This is a genomic window from Blautia massiliensis (ex Durand et al. 2017) (genome assembly GCF_051861785.1).
GTDB classification, from domain to species: Bacteria; Bacillota; Clostridia; order Lachnospirales; family Lachnospiraceae; genus Blautia_A; species Blautia_A luti_A.
Window position 1 is genome coordinate 3,112,152 of sequence record NZ_CP146725.1, and the last position, 17,268, is coordinate 3,129,419.

General features: G+C 46.2%; 16 protein-coding genes. 14 read left to right on the plus strand and 2 right to left on the minus strand.

The genetic code is table 11. From position 1 onward, the window contains the following. Positions 1-100 precede the first annotated feature (100 nt). The 8 genes from V9W66_RS14620 (at position 101) to V9W66_RS14655 (ending at position 7,940) form a co-directional block, all read left to right on the plus strand. The gene (locus V9W66_RS14620; protein ID WP_021650799.1) at positions 101-784 is read left to right on the plus strand and encodes a CDP-alcohol phosphatidyltransferase family protein; all 684 of its coding nucleotides are present in this window, start codon (positions 101-103) and stop codon (positions 782-784) included. Then, a complete protein-coding gene (locus tag V9W66_RS14625; protein WP_186292816.1) occupies positions 781-1,647 on the plus strand; it encodes a phosphatidylserine decarboxylase in 867 nt (288 codons plus the stop codon). Before V9W66_RS14620 ends, V9W66_RS14625 begins: the two co-directional genes overlap by 4 nt. A gap of 224 nt (positions 1,648-1,871) precedes the next feature. After that, positions 1,872-2,552, plus strand: coding sequence for a response regulator transcription factor (locus V9W66_RS14630; RefSeq protein WP_015526981.1), 681 nt, complete (start codon positions 1,872-1,874; stop codon positions 2,550-2,552). Continuing rightward, positions 2,549-4,066 carry a sensor histidine kinase gene (locus V9W66_RS14635; protein ID WP_144094264.1) on the plus strand — a complete coding sequence of 506 codons (1,518 nt, stop codon included), beginning with the start codon at positions 2,549-2,551 and terminating at the stop codon, positions 4,064-4,066. The genes V9W66_RS14630 and V9W66_RS14635 overlap by 4 nt, the downstream gene beginning before the upstream one ends. A 146-nt stretch (positions 4,067-4,212) precedes the next feature. Further along, positions 4,213-4,842 carry an imidazole glycerol phosphate synthase subunit HisH gene (hisH, locus tag V9W66_RS14640; protein ID WP_021650803.1) on the plus strand — a complete coding sequence of 210 codons (630 nt, stop codon included), beginning with the start codon at positions 4,213-4,215 and terminating at the stop codon, positions 4,840-4,842. A gap of 2 nt (positions 4,843-4,844) precedes the next feature. Continuing rightward, on the plus strand, positions 4,845-5,603 hold the full coding sequence (hisF, locus tag V9W66_RS14645) for an imidazole glycerol phosphate synthase subunit HisF (protein ID WP_144094263.1): 759 nt from the start codon (positions 4,845-4,847) through the stop codon (positions 5,601-5,603). A 21-nt stretch (positions 5,604-5,624) separates the two neighbouring features. After that, positions 5,625-6,299 carry a uracil-DNA glycosylase gene (ung, locus tag V9W66_RS14650; RefSeq protein WP_021650805.1) on the plus strand — a complete coding sequence of 225 codons (675 nt, stop codon included), beginning with the start codon at positions 5,625-5,627 and terminating at the stop codon, positions 6,297-6,299. A 15-nt stretch (positions 6,300-6,314) separates the two neighbouring features. Continuing rightward, on the plus strand, positions 6,315-7,940 hold the full coding sequence (locus V9W66_RS14655; protein ID WP_144094262.1) for a putative polysaccharide biosynthesis protein: 1,626 nt from the start codon (positions 6,315-6,317) through the stop codon (positions 7,938-7,940). Between the two features lie 180 nt (positions 7,941-8,120). Here the strand turns inward: V9W66_RS14655 and pepT are convergent, their stop codons facing one another. Beyond that, positions 8,121-9,347 carry a peptidase T gene (pepT, locus tag V9W66_RS14660; RefSeq protein WP_144094261.1) on the minus strand — a complete coding sequence of 409 codons (1,227 nt, stop codon included), beginning with the start codon at positions 9,345-9,347 and terminating at the stop codon, positions 8,121-8,123. A 188-nt stretch (positions 9,348-9,535) separates the two neighbouring features. Here pepT and uraA point away from each other — a divergent pair, with 188 nt between their 5' ends. From uraA to xerD, 6 genes are all read left to right on the plus strand, one after another. Further along, complete coding sequence (gene uraA, locus V9W66_RS14665; RefSeq protein ID WP_144094260.1) at positions 9,536-10,786, plus strand: uracil permease; 1,251 nt, start codon at positions 9,536-9,538, stop codon at positions 10,784-10,786. A gap of 264 nt (positions 10,787-11,050) precedes the next feature. Then, positions 11,051-12,103 carry a recombinase RecA gene (recA, locus tag V9W66_RS14670; RefSeq protein ID WP_144094259.1) on the plus strand — a complete coding sequence of 351 codons (1,053 nt, stop codon included), beginning with the start codon at positions 11,051-11,053 and terminating at the stop codon, positions 12,101-12,103. A gap of 3 nt (positions 12,104-12,106) precedes the next feature. Beyond that, positions 12,107-12,595 (plus strand): regulatory protein RecX, encoded by a 489-nt coding sequence (locus tag V9W66_RS14675; RefSeq protein WP_144094258.1) that lies wholly within the window; start codon positions 12,107-12,109, stop codon positions 12,593-12,595. A gap of 140 nt (positions 12,596-12,735) precedes the next feature. After that, a complete protein-coding gene (gene rny / locus V9W66_RS14680) occupies positions 12,736-14,295 on the plus strand; it encodes a ribonuclease Y (RefSeq protein WP_144094257.1) in 1,560 nt (519 codons plus the stop codon). Positions 14,296-14,424: 129 nt separating this feature from the next. Continuing rightward, positions 14,425-15,033 carry a stage II sporulation protein M gene (locus V9W66_RS14685; RefSeq protein ID WP_144094256.1) on the plus strand — a complete coding sequence of 203 codons (609 nt, stop codon included), beginning with the start codon at positions 14,425-14,427 and terminating at the stop codon, positions 15,031-15,033. Between the two features lie 179 nt (positions 15,034-15,212). Further along, positions 15,213-16,097, plus strand: coding sequence for a site-specific tyrosine recombinase XerD (gene xerD, locus V9W66_RS14690; protein ID WP_144094255.1), 885 nt, complete (start codon positions 15,213-15,215; stop codon positions 16,095-16,097). A gap of 139 nt (positions 16,098-16,236) precedes the next feature. Here the strand turns inward: xerD and V9W66_RS14695 are convergent, their stop codons facing one another. Then, on the minus strand, positions 16,237-17,268 hold the full coding sequence (locus V9W66_RS14695) for a 3-deoxy-7-phosphoheptulonate synthase (protein ID WP_144094254.1): 1,032 nt from the start codon (positions 17,266-17,268) through the stop codon (positions 16,237-16,239).

The window sequence follows — 17,268 nt, forward strand, 5'->3', positions numbered from 1 at the left end:
TCGAATGCAGATCGCGGAGATCTGTTTGACCCAGATCAGGTAAGTCCCCTGTGGAACTGTGAATATAGCCTGACATGAAAAAGAAAAAAGAGGTGTGCAAATGATAGGATTTTATGATTACACGGTAATAATGACTTACATAAGCGTAGTTTCTTCCATGATCGGAATCTTCTGCGCTGTGACGGACCATATTTCAGCAGCGGTGTGCTGTCTTGCATTTTCCGGACTGTGCGATATGTTTGACGGAAAGATCGCAAGAACTAAGAAGAACAGAACGGAGGAAGAGAAATGCTTCGGGATCCAGATTGATTCCCTTGCAGATATCGTCTGTTTCGGGATCCTTCCCATTGTGCTGGGATTTAAGCTTGGAATGTGTCATATTTACGGAATAGCTATTCTTTTATTTTACGGTCTGGCAGGCCTGATCCGTCTGGCATACTTCAATGTTATGGAGGAAAAACGTCAGAATGAAACCTCCGAAAACCGAAAATATTATCAGGGACTTCCCATCACATCCATGTCTGTGGTCCTGCCGCTTCTGTTTGTGGTATCCCTGCTTTTTCCGGAGTATAAATGGTTTGTGGTGCTCCTTCATATTGCAATGCTGACGGTAGGACTTCTGTTTATCCTAGATTTTAAATTCCGTAAGCCCACCAACAGGGAGCTGGTGATCATTGTTGCGGTAGTTGCTGTGGCAGTTCTTCTTGTACTTTTCTACAACGAAGGATGGTGGAAGTTCAATTATCTCTATAAGCTTTCCATGGAGAGAGGTGGTAATCTATGATCCGGACAGCGGACAGAATGGGGCATATTACAGAGGAGGATTCCTTTCAGAACAACCTTCTGGAAAAAATCTACGGTTCTGTAGCCGGACGCATGCTGATCCGGCCGCTGGTCACTCCCGTTGTTTCCATTGCCATGGGATGGATTCTGGATTCCAGGCTTTCGGCAGCAGTGGTGAAACCCTTTATACGGTTCAATCATCTGGATATGAGTGATTATGAAAAGCGTAAATACATCTCTTACAATGATTTTTTCAAGCGGAAGATCCGGGAGGGTGCCCGCCATATTGATATGGAACCGGGACATTTTATCAGTCCCTGTGACTGCAGGGCGAGTGTGTATCCGGTAGATGAAAAAGCCCGTCTTCATATCAAACAGACCGAATATACCATAGAGGAGCTTCTCAGGAATCCTTCTCTTGGAAAAAGATATCAGGGTGGCTATGTGTGGGTGCTTCGTCTCTGTGTTCAGGATTATCACAGATACATTTATCCGGACAATGCGTTGGAGTCCGGACGCATCAGGATCCCGGGGATCCTGCATACAGTCAACCCCGTGGCCAACGATGCCTATCCGATCTACAAGGAAAACAGCAGAGAGTATTCTCTTTTGAAAACAGAGAATTTCCGTACCGTGCTGATGATGGAGGTAGGTGCTCTTCTTGTCGGAAGGATCGAAAACCGGCCAGGGAAAGCATTTGTGAAACGGGGAGACGAAAAAGGAAATTTTGCTTTCGGCGGTTCCACCATTGTGCTGATCACCGAAAAAAATGCGGTAAAGCCGGATGAAGATATTTTAAACAATTCCCGTGAAGGAATTGAAACAAGAGTATTCATGGGAGAAAAGATCGGAGAATCCTTTTAGAGGGTTCTCCTTTTTGGGCGGATAAAATAAAAAAAATGAAATTACGTTCACACACACAACACAAACCTGTGATATATTATGAGCAGTAGCAAAGCGGAATGGAAATATCCGCTTTAGATGAACCGGAAGTAAAAGCTCAGCTTTTTATAAAGAGGGATGATACAGAGCATTTCGGGTTGTCAACAGCTGCCCGGAACAGCGACTGCGAAACGGAGGAAGATAGAATGGATGCATTAAAAATTCTTGTAGTAGATGACGAGAGCAGAATGAGAAAACTGGTAAAGGATTTTCTCACCAAAAAGAATTTCCAGGTACTGGAAGCCGGTGACGGTGAGGAGGCCATGGATATTTTTTATAAAGAAAAGGACATTGCGCTTCTGATCCTGGATGTGATGATGCCGAAGATGGATGGCTGGGAAGTATGTCGTGAGATCCGCAAAAATTCCAAGGTTCCCATCATTATGCTGACAGCAAGAGGAGATGAGCGTGATGAGCTTCTGGGATTTGAACTCGGGGTGGACGAATATATCTCCAAACCCTTCAGCCCCAAGATCCTTGTAGCACGTGTAGAAGCCATTCTTCGAAGAACGGGACAGAGCAACCCGGATGAGATACTTTCAGCAGGTGGGATTGTCATTGACAAGGCAGCGCATCAGGCAACGGTAGATGATAAACCGATGGATCTGAGCTTCAAGGAATTTGAGCTTCTGACTTATTTCCTGGAGAATGAGGGAATCGCTCTTTCCAGAGAAAAGATCCTGAATTCTGTGTGGAATTATGATTATTTCGGAGATGCCAGAACCATTGATACTCATGTCAAAAAACTGAGAAGTAAAATGGGCGATAAGGGCGAGTATATCAAGACAGTCTGGGGGATGGGCTATAAGTTTGAGGTAGGAGAATGAAAAAACCGAAGGAAAAAATAAAAAAGATCCACAGTCTCCGCCATCAGATCACAGCATACTTTATCGGTCTGCTGTTTTTATCCATTCTGACTATTACCGTGATCAACGGAGCCTTTCTTGAAAAATATTATGTGACAAAAAAGATCGATGTACTTCTGAATCTCCGAACAACTCTGGAAAATACAGATATTGACAAGATGATGAACAGCAACAGCTCGAAAGGTATGGAGAGTATTCCCGATGAGATCCAGAGAGCCTGCTCCAGAAACAATCTTTCCTGGGTTATCATTGACAGCAGCAATACCAGCTGGCTTTCCTGGGGCGAAAATGAAAAAATGCTTCAGAGCAAGCTGTTCGGATATGTCTATGATCTGGATGAGGACGGAGATAAGAGCCGGACCTTGAAGCAGGGTGACAATTATACCATCCAGCAGTCGCATGACCGTTTTGCGGGAATGGATTATGTGGAATGCTGGGGACAGCTGGATGAGGAACGTTATTTTATCATAAGGACACCCCTTGAGAGCATCCGGGAGAGCGCTGATATTTCCAATAAGTTTTACTTTGCGGTAGGTCTGATGATCATAATCTTAAGTGGTCTGGTCATTATGGTCGTGACCAGGAGGATCACCCGTCCCATCAGTGAGCTTACGGAACTTTCCAGAAAAATGTCAGATCTGGATTTTGAGGCAAAATACGAGAGCAAGGTCGGCAATGAGATCGATGTTCTGGGAGATAATTTCAACCGGATGTCCTCACAACTGGAGACTACCATCAGTGAACTGAAATCTGCAAATAATGAACTGCAGCGTGACATTGAGGACAAGATCAAGATCGACAAGATGCGAAAGGAATTTCTGGATAACGTGTCCCATGAACTGAAAACTCCCATTGCCCTGATCCAGGGCTATGCAGAAGGCTTAAAAGAAAATATTTCTGATGATCCTGAGAGTAGAGAGTTCTATTGCGATGTCATTATGGATGAAGCCTCCAAGATGAATAAACTGGTAAAAAATCTTCTCACACTGAATCAGCTGGAATCCGGCAAAGATGCAGTTGTAATGGAGCGGTTTGATATCGTATCCCTGATCCGCGGCGTGCTTCAGACCATGAATATCATGATCGGGCAGAAGAATGCAAAAGTGATCTTTGAGGCGGAGAAGCCGGTTTATGTATGGGCCGATGAGTTTAAGATCGAAGAGGTTGTGACAAACTATGTAAGCAATGCCCTGAACCATCTGGAGGGCGAGAAAGAAATCGAGATCAAGCTGCAGGATGAGGATAACCGTGTGAAGATCAGTGTGTTTAACACAGGGACTCCGATCCCTGAGGCAGATGTACCGAATCTCTGGAATAAATTTTATAAAGTTGATAAAGCGAGAACCAGGGAATACGGCGGAAGCGGCATCGGTTTATCCATTGTAAAGGCCATCATGGAAAGCATGAACCAGGAATATGGCGTGCAGAACTTTGATAATGGTGTGGAATTCTGGTTTACACTGGACCGGAAATAATAAAACTTTACCGTGATAATGTGAAAAAATAGGCGGCAGCAGAGAAAAGTCTTTGCAACCGCCTGTTTTTGCGTTATACTAAAGCAATGTAAATCGAAGGTGAGAGAGGAATATCGAGATACAAAAGAGCAGGAGGAAGCATTATTATGATAGGAATCATTGACTACGATGCAGGAAACATCAAAAGTGTGGAAAAAGCACTTCAGTATCTGGGACAGGAGACTGTCGTCTCAAGAGATCCCCAGGTGCTTCTGAAAGCAGATAAAGTAATCCTTCCGGGGGTTGGAAGCTTTGGTGATGCTATGGAAAATCTCAAAAAATACGGACTTGTTCCGGTAATACATGAGATCGTGGAAAAGGGAACGCCCTTTCTTGGGATATGCCTGGGACTGCAGCTGCTTTTTGAGAGCAGTGATGAGACACCGGGAGTGGAAGGTCTTGGAATCCTGAAGGGGAAAATCCTGCGCATCCCGCCAAGTCCGGGACTGAAGATTCCGCATATGGGCTGGAATTCCCTGCATATTCAGAACAGCGGAAGATTATTTAAGGGTATTCCGGAAAACACATACGTTTACTTTGTACATTCCTATTATCTTCAGGCAGAGGAGGAAGAGATCGTGAAAGCGACCACTCAGTACAGCACATGCATCCATGCGTCTGTGGAGAAGGGAAATGTATTTGCGTGTCAGTTCCATCCGGAAAAAAGCAGCCGGTGGGGCTTGAAGATCCTTGAGAATTTTGCGGCACTTGAGTCAGGCACCGGAAAGGAGGCATAATCATGTTTACAAAAAGAATCATTCCATGTCTGGATGTAAATAAAGGACGTGTAGTAAAAGGCGTGAATTTTGTTGATCTTAAGGATGCCGGAGATCCGGTGGAAATTGCCAAAGCTTACGATGCAGCCGGTGCGGACGAGCTTGTTTTTCTTGATATCACTGCCTCCTGCGAGGAGCGTGATACCGTGGTGGATATGGTAAGAGCTGTTGCAGCCAACGTATTTATCCCGTTTACCGTAGGCGGAGGAATCCGTACCGTAGATGATTTCCGGAAGCTTCTCCGTGAAGGTGCAGATAAGATTTCTGTAAATTCCGCAGCTATCGACCGTCCGGAGCTGATCCATGAGGCCGCACAGAAATTCGGAAGCCAGTGTGTAGTAGTTGCCATTGATGCCAAGAGAAGACAGGATGGCGGCTGGAATATCTACAAACATGGCGGAAGACTGGATACCGGTATTGATGCTCTTGAATGGGCAAAGAAGGTGGAAGAACTTGGCGCAGGTGAGATCCTTCTTACCAGCATGGACTGTGACGGAACCAAGGCCGGGTATGATATTGAACTTACAAGAGCCGTTGCAGATGCGGTTTCCATCCCGGTGATCGCCTCCGGTGGTGCCGGAACCCTGGAGCATTTTTATGATGCACTGACAGAAGGCGGAGCAGATGCGGCACTGGCAGCATCTCTGTTGCACTACAAAGAGCTGGAGATCCGGGAAGTGAAGGATTACCTTGCGGAAAAAGGAATTTCCGTGAGAAGATAAGTTGGATGAGAGGTGATAGATATGGCTCCTATAGCAGGAGACTGGCAGGAGGCACTGAAAGGTGAGTTTCATCAGCCCTACTATGCCAAACTTTATAAAACCGTGATGACAGAATACAGAACAAGAAAGATTTTTCCGCCGCCGGAAGATATGTTCAATGCGTTTCATTTTACGCCTCTGCATCAGGTAAAGGTTGTGATCCTGGGACAGGACCCCTATCACAATGATGGACAGGCTCATGGGCTTTGCTTTTCCGTAAAAAAAGGTGTGGAAACACCGCCATCTCTGGTGAATATTTATAAGGAACTTGAGGATGATATGGGATGTTATATCCCAAACAACGGTAATCTGGAAAAATGGGCAAAGCAGGGCGTGCTTCTTTTGAACACAGTGCTGACTGTACGTGCACATCAGGCCAATTCCCACAGAGGAATCGGCTGGGAACAGTTTACCGATGCGGCTATCCGGATCCTGGACCAGGAGGATCGCCCGATCGTGTTTCTCCTCTGGGGGCGGCCTGCTCAGATGAAGGCATCCATGCTTCATAATCCGAAGCATCTGATCCTGGAAGCACCACATCCAAGTCCCCTTTCTGCCTACCGGGGATTTTTCGGATGCAAGCATTTCAGCAAGGCTAATGAATTTTTGAAAGCCAATGGGGTAGAACCTGTTGACTGGCAGATTGAGAATATTTAAGTTAAGGAAAGTAAAATGGGTAAAAAAAATGATAACACACTTGTGAAAAACGCATCTTTTCTTATGGTTGCGGCGCTGATCTCCAAGATCATCGGAATGCTGTACAAGAGTCCGCTTTCAACTACACTGGGAAGTCAGAGCTTTGCACTTTTCCAGTTTGCACAGAATGTATATTTTATCCTGCTGATGATCGCGTCCTTCAGTATTCCTCAGGCTGTATCCAAGATCATGGCGGAGAAGATCGCTTTTCACAGATATAAGGATGCACAGAAGGTATTTTACGGTGCACTGATCTATGCGGCAGTTGCCGGCGGTATCGTGGCGCTGATCTGTATATTTGGTGCAGGAATCCTGGTTCCGGACAGTATGGCTAACGCCCGTCTGGCACTGCAGATGCTTGCACCCACAATTTTCATGTCCGGTCTCTGCGGTGTATTCCGTGGATATTTCCAGGCATACCGCAATATGATGCCTACATCGATCTCGCAGATCATTGAGCAGATCTTTGTGGCAACCTTTGCGCTTCTGATGTCACATGTATTTATCCAGCATTTTTCCGCAACAGGAGATATGGATCTGATCCATCGCTGGGGTGCGGCAGGTGCTACCATGGGTACCGGAGCAGGTGTGGCTTCCGCGCTGATCTTTATGCTGATCGTTTATGGGGTAAACCGTAAGATCATCCGGAAAAGGATCGTCAATGACCGCCATTCTGTAAATGAGAGTATGGGTCATGTAATGAGTAATATCGTGCTCATCATCATGCCGATCATTCTCAGTGCTTTTATTTATAATGTAAACGGATATATCAACAGCTATATGTATTCCGGTATCATGGATATCAAGGGTGCTGCCAAGGACGTGATCCAGACCTTGTATTCCGAGTACGGATATTATATGACGCTGATCAATATCCCGCTTACCCTGGCAAGTACAGCACCGACATCTATGATCCCTGAGGTTTCCGCGCATTATGCAATGCACGATATTGAAGGTGCAAATATGAAGACAGACCGTGCCACATGGATCAGTATGCTGATCTCCATTCCGGCGGCAGTAGGTCTTGCAGTTCTTTCCGGATCGATCACGAGACTGATCTTCCCGGGAACCAATGGCGTAGGCGGACAGCTTCTGATCCTGGGAGGAATCACCATTATCCTGAATGGCAACTCCAATATCACCAACGGTGTACTTCAGGGAATCGGCAAGCCGAAGCTCCCGATGATCCATGCAGCCATTGCCCTGGTAGCAGATGTGATAGCCATGGCCCTGCTGCTGGTATTTACCAATCTTGGTGTTTATACCATTGTCATCGCCCAGATCGTTTATGCAGTTGTGATGTGTCTTCTCAACGACCGTTCCATCAAGAAATATATGGGCTATAAGAATCCATGGAGAAGTGCTTATTTAAGCCCGTTCCTTGCATCTATCCCGATGGGGGTTGTTGCGGGAGTGGTGTATTACGGTCTGTATGCACTGATCCATTCCAATGTGATCTGCCTAGGTATTTCCGTGATGCTGGCAGCAGGTGTATACCTTATTGTATATCTGTTTGTAAGCAAGCCCGGTGAAGAAGAGCTGGGTATGATGCCTGGTGGAAGATATATGAAGAAGCTGGCGAGAATGATGAAGATCATCTGATCTGTAAGTCCGATCAGTAAACGGCAATACAGTTATTCGGTGCAGAACGCAAAGTGAACACAGCTAGCACAGGAAAAAATACTCACAGATTTGTTCCGGCAGATTTCCAGCCGGAGGATCTGTGAGTATTTTTTTATATCAGGTCTCTGGAAATGCAGGCTTTTGAAGAATGGATTCCTTTTAGACTTTTTTCTGTGAAAACAGTCTTATGATCTCCAGAGTAACGTTCACAGCGGCATCCATTCCTTCTGCTGTAATATGCTCATAAGGCCCGTGATAGGCATGTCCGCCGGTTCCGAGATTCGGGCAGGGCAGTCCCATAAAGCTTAACTGTGCACCGTCTGTGCCGCCGCGGATAGGCAGGATCAGCGGTGTGACACCGCAGCTGTGGCAGGCTTCCTCTGCCAGAGATATCAGCCATGGGCAGGTATCGATGATCTCTTTCATATTGCGGTACTGCTGGGTGATGGTAAGAGTTACGGTACCTTCCCCCCATTTTTCATTGAGGATCTCCGTGATATGTGTGAGCGTTTTCTGACGGATCTCAAAAGAAGCGGCATCGTGATCCCGGACAATATACTGAAGCTCAGCCTGGGAAACATCTCCTTTCATGGAGCACAGATGGAAAAATCCTTCGTAGTCTTCTGTATTCCTGGGCGTATCTGCCGCCGGAAGCATGGAGTTAAATTCCATGGCAACGAGGACTGCGTTGATCATGGTATTTTTGGAAGAACCGGGATGTACATTAACGCCCTGGAAGGTTACTTTTGCACTGCAGGCGTTAAAGTTTTCGTACTGGATCTCGCCTTCCGTATCACCGTCCAGGGTATATGCATAATCCGCACCGAATTTTTTTACATCAAAGTGGGCCGGTCCCATGCCGATCTCTTCATCCGGAGTAAAAGCAACGCAGAGAGGTCCGTGAGGTATTTTTTCCGTAAGGATATGCTCCAGCGCAGTGAGTATCTCTGCAATGCCGGCCTTGTCGTCTGCGCCCAGGATCGTGGTTCCGTCTGAGGTGATCAGGGTACGCCCGGCAAGTGAAGCAAGATGGGGGAACATTTCCGGGGAAAGAGTTCTGCCGCTTGTGCCGAGAGGGAGCTCTTTTCCATCGTAATCTTCTGTGATCATCGGTGTGACTGCATGGTCGCAGAAATCGGAAACCGTATCCATATGAGCGATAAAGCCCAGTGCTTTGCAGTGCTCCAGACCTTCTGTAGCAGGAAGATGTGCATAAACGTAACAGTGTTCATCCAGAGACACATCAGAAATCCCAAGGCCTTTCAGTTCCTCCACAAGAAGCCGGGCCAGGTCAAACTGGCACTGGGAAGAGGGGGAAGAAGAGCTTTCTTCATTGCTGGGTGTGGATATTTTTACATAGGATAGAAGTCGTTGGTATGCTTTCATAGAAGAATATTCCTTTCTGAAAAAATCTATCCGGAACAGGTTATGGCCGCATTTATGAAGCCGTTCTGTTTTTCCGGAGATAATAACAGTATACCACACAGTATCCGTATATTTTCAGAAAAAATCTCCCACGATATGAAAACCTGTGCTATAATCTGTGAGATAATAAAAAACAGGAGGATTTGAGAGTGGAAGAAAGAATCATACAGGTCGAAGAAAAAGTACCTGCAAAGATGCTGATACCGTTAAGTATCCAGCATATGTTCGCCATGTTCGGAGCATCCGTACTGGTGCCATTCCTTTTTGGTATCAGTCCGGCTATTGTGCTTCTGATGAATGGTGTGGGAACACTCCTTTTTATTTTCATCACAAAAGGAAAGGCACCGGCTTATCTGGGCTCCAGTTTTGCCTTCCTTTCACCGGCTCTTCTGGTGATCAGCAAGTATGGATATGAGTATGCCCTTGGCGGTTTCGTTGTTCTGGGTATTGCTGGTATGTGCGTGGCATTGATCGTCCGCCAGTGCGGAACAGACTGGATCGATATCGTGCTTCCTACAGCGGCAATGGGACCGGTAGTGGCGCTGATCGGTCTGGAGCTTGCGGGAAATGCAGCAAGTACGGCAGGACTTCTGGACGGGAAGGTAGATCCGAAGAATGTGATCGTATTTCTGGTCACACTTGGAGTTGCGGTATTCGGGCAGATCCTGTTCCGGGGCTTCCTTTCTGTTATTCCGATCCTGATCGCGATCATTGCGGGATATGTGGCAGCAGGTGCATGCGGGCTTCTGGATTTTACACAGGTAAGGGAAGCGGCATTTTTGGCTCTTCCCAACTTTACATCTCCGAAATTTAATTTTGAGGCCATTATGACGATCTTTCCGGCATTGCTTCTGGTAACCTCCGAGCATATAGGCCATCAGATCGTAACCGGAAAGATCGTTGGAAGGAATCTTCTGAAAGATCCGGGTCTCCACAGATCCCTGTTTGCGGATTTCTTCTCTACCACAGTTTCCGGATGCCTTGGTTCTGTGCCGACAACTACTTACGGTGAGAACATCGGTGTCATGGCAGTGACAAAGGTTTACAGTGTACAGGTGATCGGTGGTGCGGCAGTGCTTTCTATCTGCTGTTCCTTCCTTGGTAAACTGGCAGCCCTGATCAGTACCATTCCCGGTCCGGTGATCGGTGGGATTTCCTTCCTTCTTTACGGAATGATCGGAACCTCCGGCCTTCGTATGCTGGTTGACAATCACGTGGATTACAGCAAGTCCAGAAATCTGACGCTGACAAGCGTTGTCTTTGTTGTAGGTCTTTCCGGAATTGCCCTGAAGCTTGGAAATGTTGAGCTTACCGGTATGGTGTTGGCATGTGTGGTTGCCATGGCATTAAGCCTTGTATTCTATATTCTGGACAAACTGAAGCTGACCAACGATCAGTGACAGGAAATATATTGCATAAAAAGCAGATGAAGAGGGAAATCTTTTTATCTGCTTTTTTGCATTCAGAGAGGAAAAAGAAATCATGTATGGGAAGCCTTTTGTCGGATTTTCAGAGATCCTGTCAACAAAAAAACAGAGGGATTTTCAAGTATCTTATTGACAATCATTCCGTTTTATAATACTATGTAATACAGAAAACACGAACAAAGGTTCGGATTAAAGGAAACCTGATTAGAAAGAGAATAAAGAATAGGAGATTACATAATGATCAGTGAAGAGAAGCAGAAGGCGCTGGAAGCGGCTCTTGGAAATATTGAGAAACAGTTCGGTAAAGGCTCTGTCATGAAGCTTGGAGATTCCAGTTCCCATATGCAGGTGGAGGCAGTTCCCACAGGATGCTTAAGCCTGGATATCGCCCTTGGTGTAGGTGGTGTTCCCAAGGGACGTATCGTGGAGATCTACGGACCGGAGTCCAGTGGTAAGACAACGGTAGCCTTACATATGGTCGCTGAAGTGCAGAAGAGAGGCGGAATCGCAGGATTTATCGATGCGGAGCATGCTCTTGATCCTGTTTATGCCAAGAGTATAGGTGTTGATATCGACAACCTTTATATTTCACAGCCGGATAACGGAGAGCAGGCGCTGGAGATCACAGAGACTATGGTACGTTCCGGTGCTGTGGATATCGTGATCGTGGACTCTGTTGCAGCCCTGGTTCCCAAGGCTGAGATCGAAGGAGATATGGGAGACAGCCATGTAGGTCTGCAGGCCCGTCTGATGTCACAGGCACTCCGTAAACTGACGGCTGTTATCAGCAAGTCCAACTGCGTGGTGATCTTTATCAACCAGCTTCGTGAGAAGGTTGGAGTGATGTTTGGCAATCCGGAAACTACAACCGGTGGACGTGCGCTGAAATTCTATGCATCTGTCCGTATGGATGTACGCCGTGTGGAAACATTGAAGCAGGGTGGTGAGATGGTCGGAAACCACACACGTGTGAAAGTAGTTAAGAACAAGGTGGCTCCGCCATTTAAGCAGGCAGAGTTTGATATCATGTTCGGAACCGGTATTTCCAGAGAGGGAGATATCCTGGATCTGGCTGCAGAATGCTCCATCGTAAACAAGAGCGGAGCCTGGTATGCATATGAAGGGGATAAGATCGGACAGGGACGTGAGAATGCCAAATTATTCCTGAGAGAGCATCCGGAGATCCGCGATGAGATCGAGAAGAAGGTTCGTGTACATTATCATCTGGATCCGGCAGATGAGACAGCAGAAGCAGCAGTACAGACAGAAGATACAGAGAAGGAAGAGTAATCCATGCTGGATCTGGAAGAACGAAACCGTGCAAGAAAGAAAGCCATGCGGCTTCTGGAACATATGGACCGCACAGAGAAAGGCCTGACAGATAAACTCCGTCAGGCTGAATTTTCACCGGAGGCAGTAGAAGATGCCATTGCTTATGTAAAGTCCTATGGGTATATCAACGATGCCCGTTATGCCAGAACCTATATCTCCTTCCGCATGGAATCCAGAAGTCGTCAGAAGATCCTATCGGAACTTCAGTTAAAGGGTGTGGACCGTCAGACTGCCCTGGATGCCTGGAATGAGATGGAAGAGCTTCTGGAACCGGACGAGCGGGAGGTATTACGCAGGACGATCGAGAAGAAATATGCGCCGGACACAGAGCTTGATGAAGGACAGATGCGAAGGCTGTATGGATATCTGGCCAGACGAGCGTTCCGGTATGAGGATATTTCCCATACCCTGGAAGAAATGAACATCCGGGTGAACCGTGATATGGAATAAATCTGCGGAGAAAAAGAGCCAGTTTATATATGCTAACCAAAATCTGCTTTTTCATGAGAAAAACTTGACATAAATGTGAAAAACAGCTAAACTTGTATTGTTGTATTTGTACAATGAAAACTAAATAAGGAGGTGCTCCTGTGGCAGGCACAATTATCGGTGTTATTGTCGCTGTGGTAGTCACGCTGCTTATTGCAGTTCCTGTTACTTGCAAGGTTGCTGTTGACAAGAAAGTACGCAAGGATGCGGAAATCATAGGTACAGCAGAGGATAAGGCAAGGAATATTCTTGATGAAGCATTGAAAGCAGCAGAGACCAAGAAACGTGAAACTTTACTTGAAGTAAAGGAAGAATCTCTGCGAACTAAAAATGAACTGGAAAGGGAAACCAAGGAACGGAGAAACGAGCTGCAGAGATACGAGAAGCGAGTTTTGTCAAAAGAGGAATCTGTTGACAAAAAAGCCAATGCAGTGGAGAAGCGTGAGCTGGAATGTACAGCGAAATTTAACGAGTTACAAGAAAAAGAAAAACGAGTAAATGAACTTGAGGAAAAAGGAGTACAGGAACTGGAACGAGTTTCAGGTCTTACCTCCGAACAGGCAAAAGAAGAATTACTGAAATCTGTAGAAGATGACGTAAAGGTGGATGTTGCAAGACTCTATAAAGAGCTTGAGAACAGAGCAAAGGAAGATGCCAATAAGAAAGCCAGGGAATATGTAGTCAATGCCATTCAGAAATGTGCAGTGGATCATGTTTCCGAGACAACGATTTCTGTGGTACAGCTTCCAAGTGATGAAATGAAGGGAAGGATCATCGGTCGTGAAGGCCGTAACATCCGTACACTTGAGACACTTACCGGTGTGGATCTGATCATTGATGATACACCGGAGGCAGTGGTACTCTCCGCATTTGATCCGATCAGGAGAGAGATCGCCAGAGTGGCTCTTGAGAAACTGATCGTGGATGGACGTATCCATCCGGCAAGGATTGAAGAGATGGTGGAGAAAGCCCAGAAAGAAGTGGAAGCACAGATCCGGGAAGACGGTGAGAATGCTGCCATGGATGTAGGGGTACATGGAATCCATCCGGAACTTCTGAAGCTTCTTGGACGCATGAAATTCCGTTCAAGCTATGGACAGAATGCTCTGAGACATTCAATTGAGGTTGCACAGCTTTCCGGACTTCTTGCAGGAGAAGTTGGTGTGGATGTGCGTATGGCCAAGCGTGCCGGACTTCTTCATGACATTGGTAAATCCATTGACCATGAGGTAGAAGGTTCTCATATTCAGATCGGTGTGGATCTCTGCAAGAAATACAAGGAGTCCCCGATCGTTATCAACACGGTTGCGTCTCATCATGGTGATGTGGAGCCGGAATCTCTGATCGCGTGTATTGTACAGGCTGCTGATGCAATTTCCGCAGCAAGACCTGGAGCAAGACGTGAGACCCTGGAAACCTATACCAATCGTCTGAAACAGCTTGAGGATATCACCAATGAATTCAAGGGTGTAGAGAAATCTTTTGCTATTCAGGCAGGAAGAGAAATTCGTGTTATGGTCATGCCGGATCATGTAAGTGATGCAGATATGGTTCTCCTTGCAAGAGATATTGCAAAGCAGATCGAGGCAGAGCTTGAGTATCCTGGACAGATCAAAGTTAATGTGATCCGTGAAAGCAGAGCGGTTGACTACGCAAAATAAGCTTTCAATGGAAGAAAGTTCTGGAAATACCAAAGGCCGGACAGCTTTTTAGCTGGCCGGTCTTTTTGTCATGTGGAAAAACGGTCATATTACCGGAAAAACAGGCGTAAACTGGTACAGGGTGAGTAAATGGAGAGTAAGACAGAGAACCGGAAGTGGAAAAATGCCGGACGTTTTCCGGCGGAGCTTCTTTTTATGGCCGGATTTTTTGCGGGAAATGTGTTGCCGAATCTGATCTGGAAAATGGAGTGGAAGCAGAAAACCCTGGCTTCTTTTTATCTGATCCGCAGCTTTGCAGGAAAAGATATTTCCGGCGGAGCTTATTTCCTGGAAGTGCTGCGACGAAGAGGAGGTTTTTTTCTTCTGTTGTTTTTATGCGGATTTACAATATTCGGAGTGCCTTTGACGGTCGCATATATGCTGTTTTTGGGAATGGAGACAGGAATGATCCTGGCATTATCGGTTCTGGAATTTGGCATTTATGGCGGTGTGGCCGGCGCCGGACTTCTGATGCCACAGTATCTGGTCTATATTCCGGCGTATTTTTATCTTGCAGGTATCGTATACAGACAATCGTATGGGATCTGGAAAAATTATGGACTTGTGCCGCAGAAAACAGGGGCTTATTTTCGGCAGGGGATCACAGTTTTTCTGCTGTATACAGGAGGAATCCTCGCAGAAAGTTTTCTGAATCCCTGGATCGTAGAAAAAGTTATAAAGGGCCTGAAATTTTTTTGAGGAAAATTTCCACAATATCTAGTAATGGTTTCCATAAAATCTGCGATATTTGGTGGTTTGTGCCGGAAAGTGTTGAAATTGTGCGGTTTTACGATGAAAAACTGTTTGATTTTATGTAAAATTAACAGTATAATTCAGTCATAAACGAGTATGATTTTAGAGAAACGGGATGCAGAGAAATGGACATAGAGATACGGGAATTTATTACATATTTACATAATAGAAAAAGGACGTCACATAATACAGAAGTATCTTACCAGAGAGACCTGAAGAAGATGGCAGTGTATTTTGCAGATCGTGGGATCTATGATATCCGGGATGTAGGAGAACTGGAGCTGGAAGGCTATCTCAGCTATATGGAGAGAGGACAGTTCGCTTCCTCAACGATCTCCAGAAATGTAGCATCTATCCGTGCCTTGTTTCAGTATCTTTATCAGGAGAACAGGATCGGGAGGGATCCGTCTCTGGAACTGAAGCCGCCCAAGGTTGAGAAGCGGATGCCGGAGATCCTTACTGTGGATGAGGTAGACCGCCTTTTGAAACAGCCGGATCTGAATACACCGAAGGGAATCCGGGACAGTGCCATGCTGGAGCTTTTGTATGCTACAGGAATGCGTGTCAGTGAACTTTTGCGGCTGAATCTGGAGGATCTCAATCTGCGGCTTGGTTATGTAGTCTGTCACGATGAGGATAAGGAACGGGTGATCCCGATAGGAAATGTATGCAAAACAGCCATGGAGAAATATCTGAAGGAAGCCCGTGGAAAATTTGTGAAAGAAAATGAGACGGAGAGTCTTTTTACCAACTGTTCAGGAAAATCCATGAGCAGACAGGGATTCTGGAAGGTTCTGAAGGGATATGCAGAGGAAGCCGGGATCCAGCATGATATCACGCCGCATACACTGAGACATTCTTTTGCCGCACATATGCTGCAGAATGGAGCGGACGTGAAGAGTGTGCAGGAAATGCTTGGACATTCGGATATTTCCACCACACAGGTCTATCTGAATTTTGGCGTTGCGAAAATGCGAGACGTATATATGAAAGCACATCCGAGGCATTGATCTGTAAGAAATAATATAAAAAACGCGTTCAAAAAAGAACCGGCAGCTTCCAAAATGGGAGAATGCCGGTTCTTTTTTTGAACATAAATTGTAGAATGATCACAAATGTCTGTTCCCTGAAGTGCAGATCAGACAGAACTTAGCAATTTTCAGCGATCGTGTAAAGCAGCTTCTCAGACTCATCCCAACCAAGGCAGGCATCTGTGATGGATTTTCCGTAGATGTGATCTCCACCGATCTTCTGGTTGCCTGGCTCGATATAGCTTTCGATCATGAGACCCTTTACCATGGAGTGAAGCTCAGGATCTACCTGACGGCTGTGAAGAACCTCACTTGCGATACGAACCTGCTGCTCGTAATGCTTGTTGGAGTTGGAGTGGTTGGTATCCACGATCACTGCCGGGTTGGCAAGGTTCTTTGCATGGTATTTGTCATAGAGAAGACGAAGATCCTCATAATGGTAGTTCGGGATCGCTTCCCCATGCTTGTTTACCGCACCACGAAGGATTGCGTGAGAGAGTGGGTTGCCGGTGGTCTCAACCTCCCAGCTTCTGTAAATAAAACGATGGGCGCCCTGTGCTGCAACAATGGAGTTCAGCATAACGCTGTAGTCACCACTGGTAGGATTCTTCATACCAGCCGGAACATCCATGCCGCTGACAGTGAGTCTGTGCTGCTGATCTTCAACAGAACGTGCGCCTACAGCAACGTAGGAAAGCAGATCAGAGAGATAACGGTAGTTCTCCGGGTAAAGCATCTCATCTGCACAGGTGAAGCCGCTTTCGCGGATAGCGCGCATGTGCATCTTGCGGATCGCGATCAGCCCGGCAAGAAGGTTCGGTTTTTTCTCAGGATCCGGCTGATGGACCATTCCCTTGTATCCTTCACCGGTCGTACGTGGCTTGTTTGTGTAAACACGCGGGATGATAACGACTTTATCCTCGATCTTTTCCTGAACTTTGCGAAGTCTTAAAAGATAATCGCATACGGCATCTTCGTTATCTGCAGAACATGGTCCGATGATAGCGAGGAATTTATCGGATTTTCCGGTGAAAACGTCGCGAATCTCAGCATCGCGTTTCTCCTTGAGCGCCTGAAGTTCAGCATTGAGCGGATACTGATTGCGGATTTCCTCAGGAGTTGGCAGTTTTTTTATGAATTCAAAACTCAT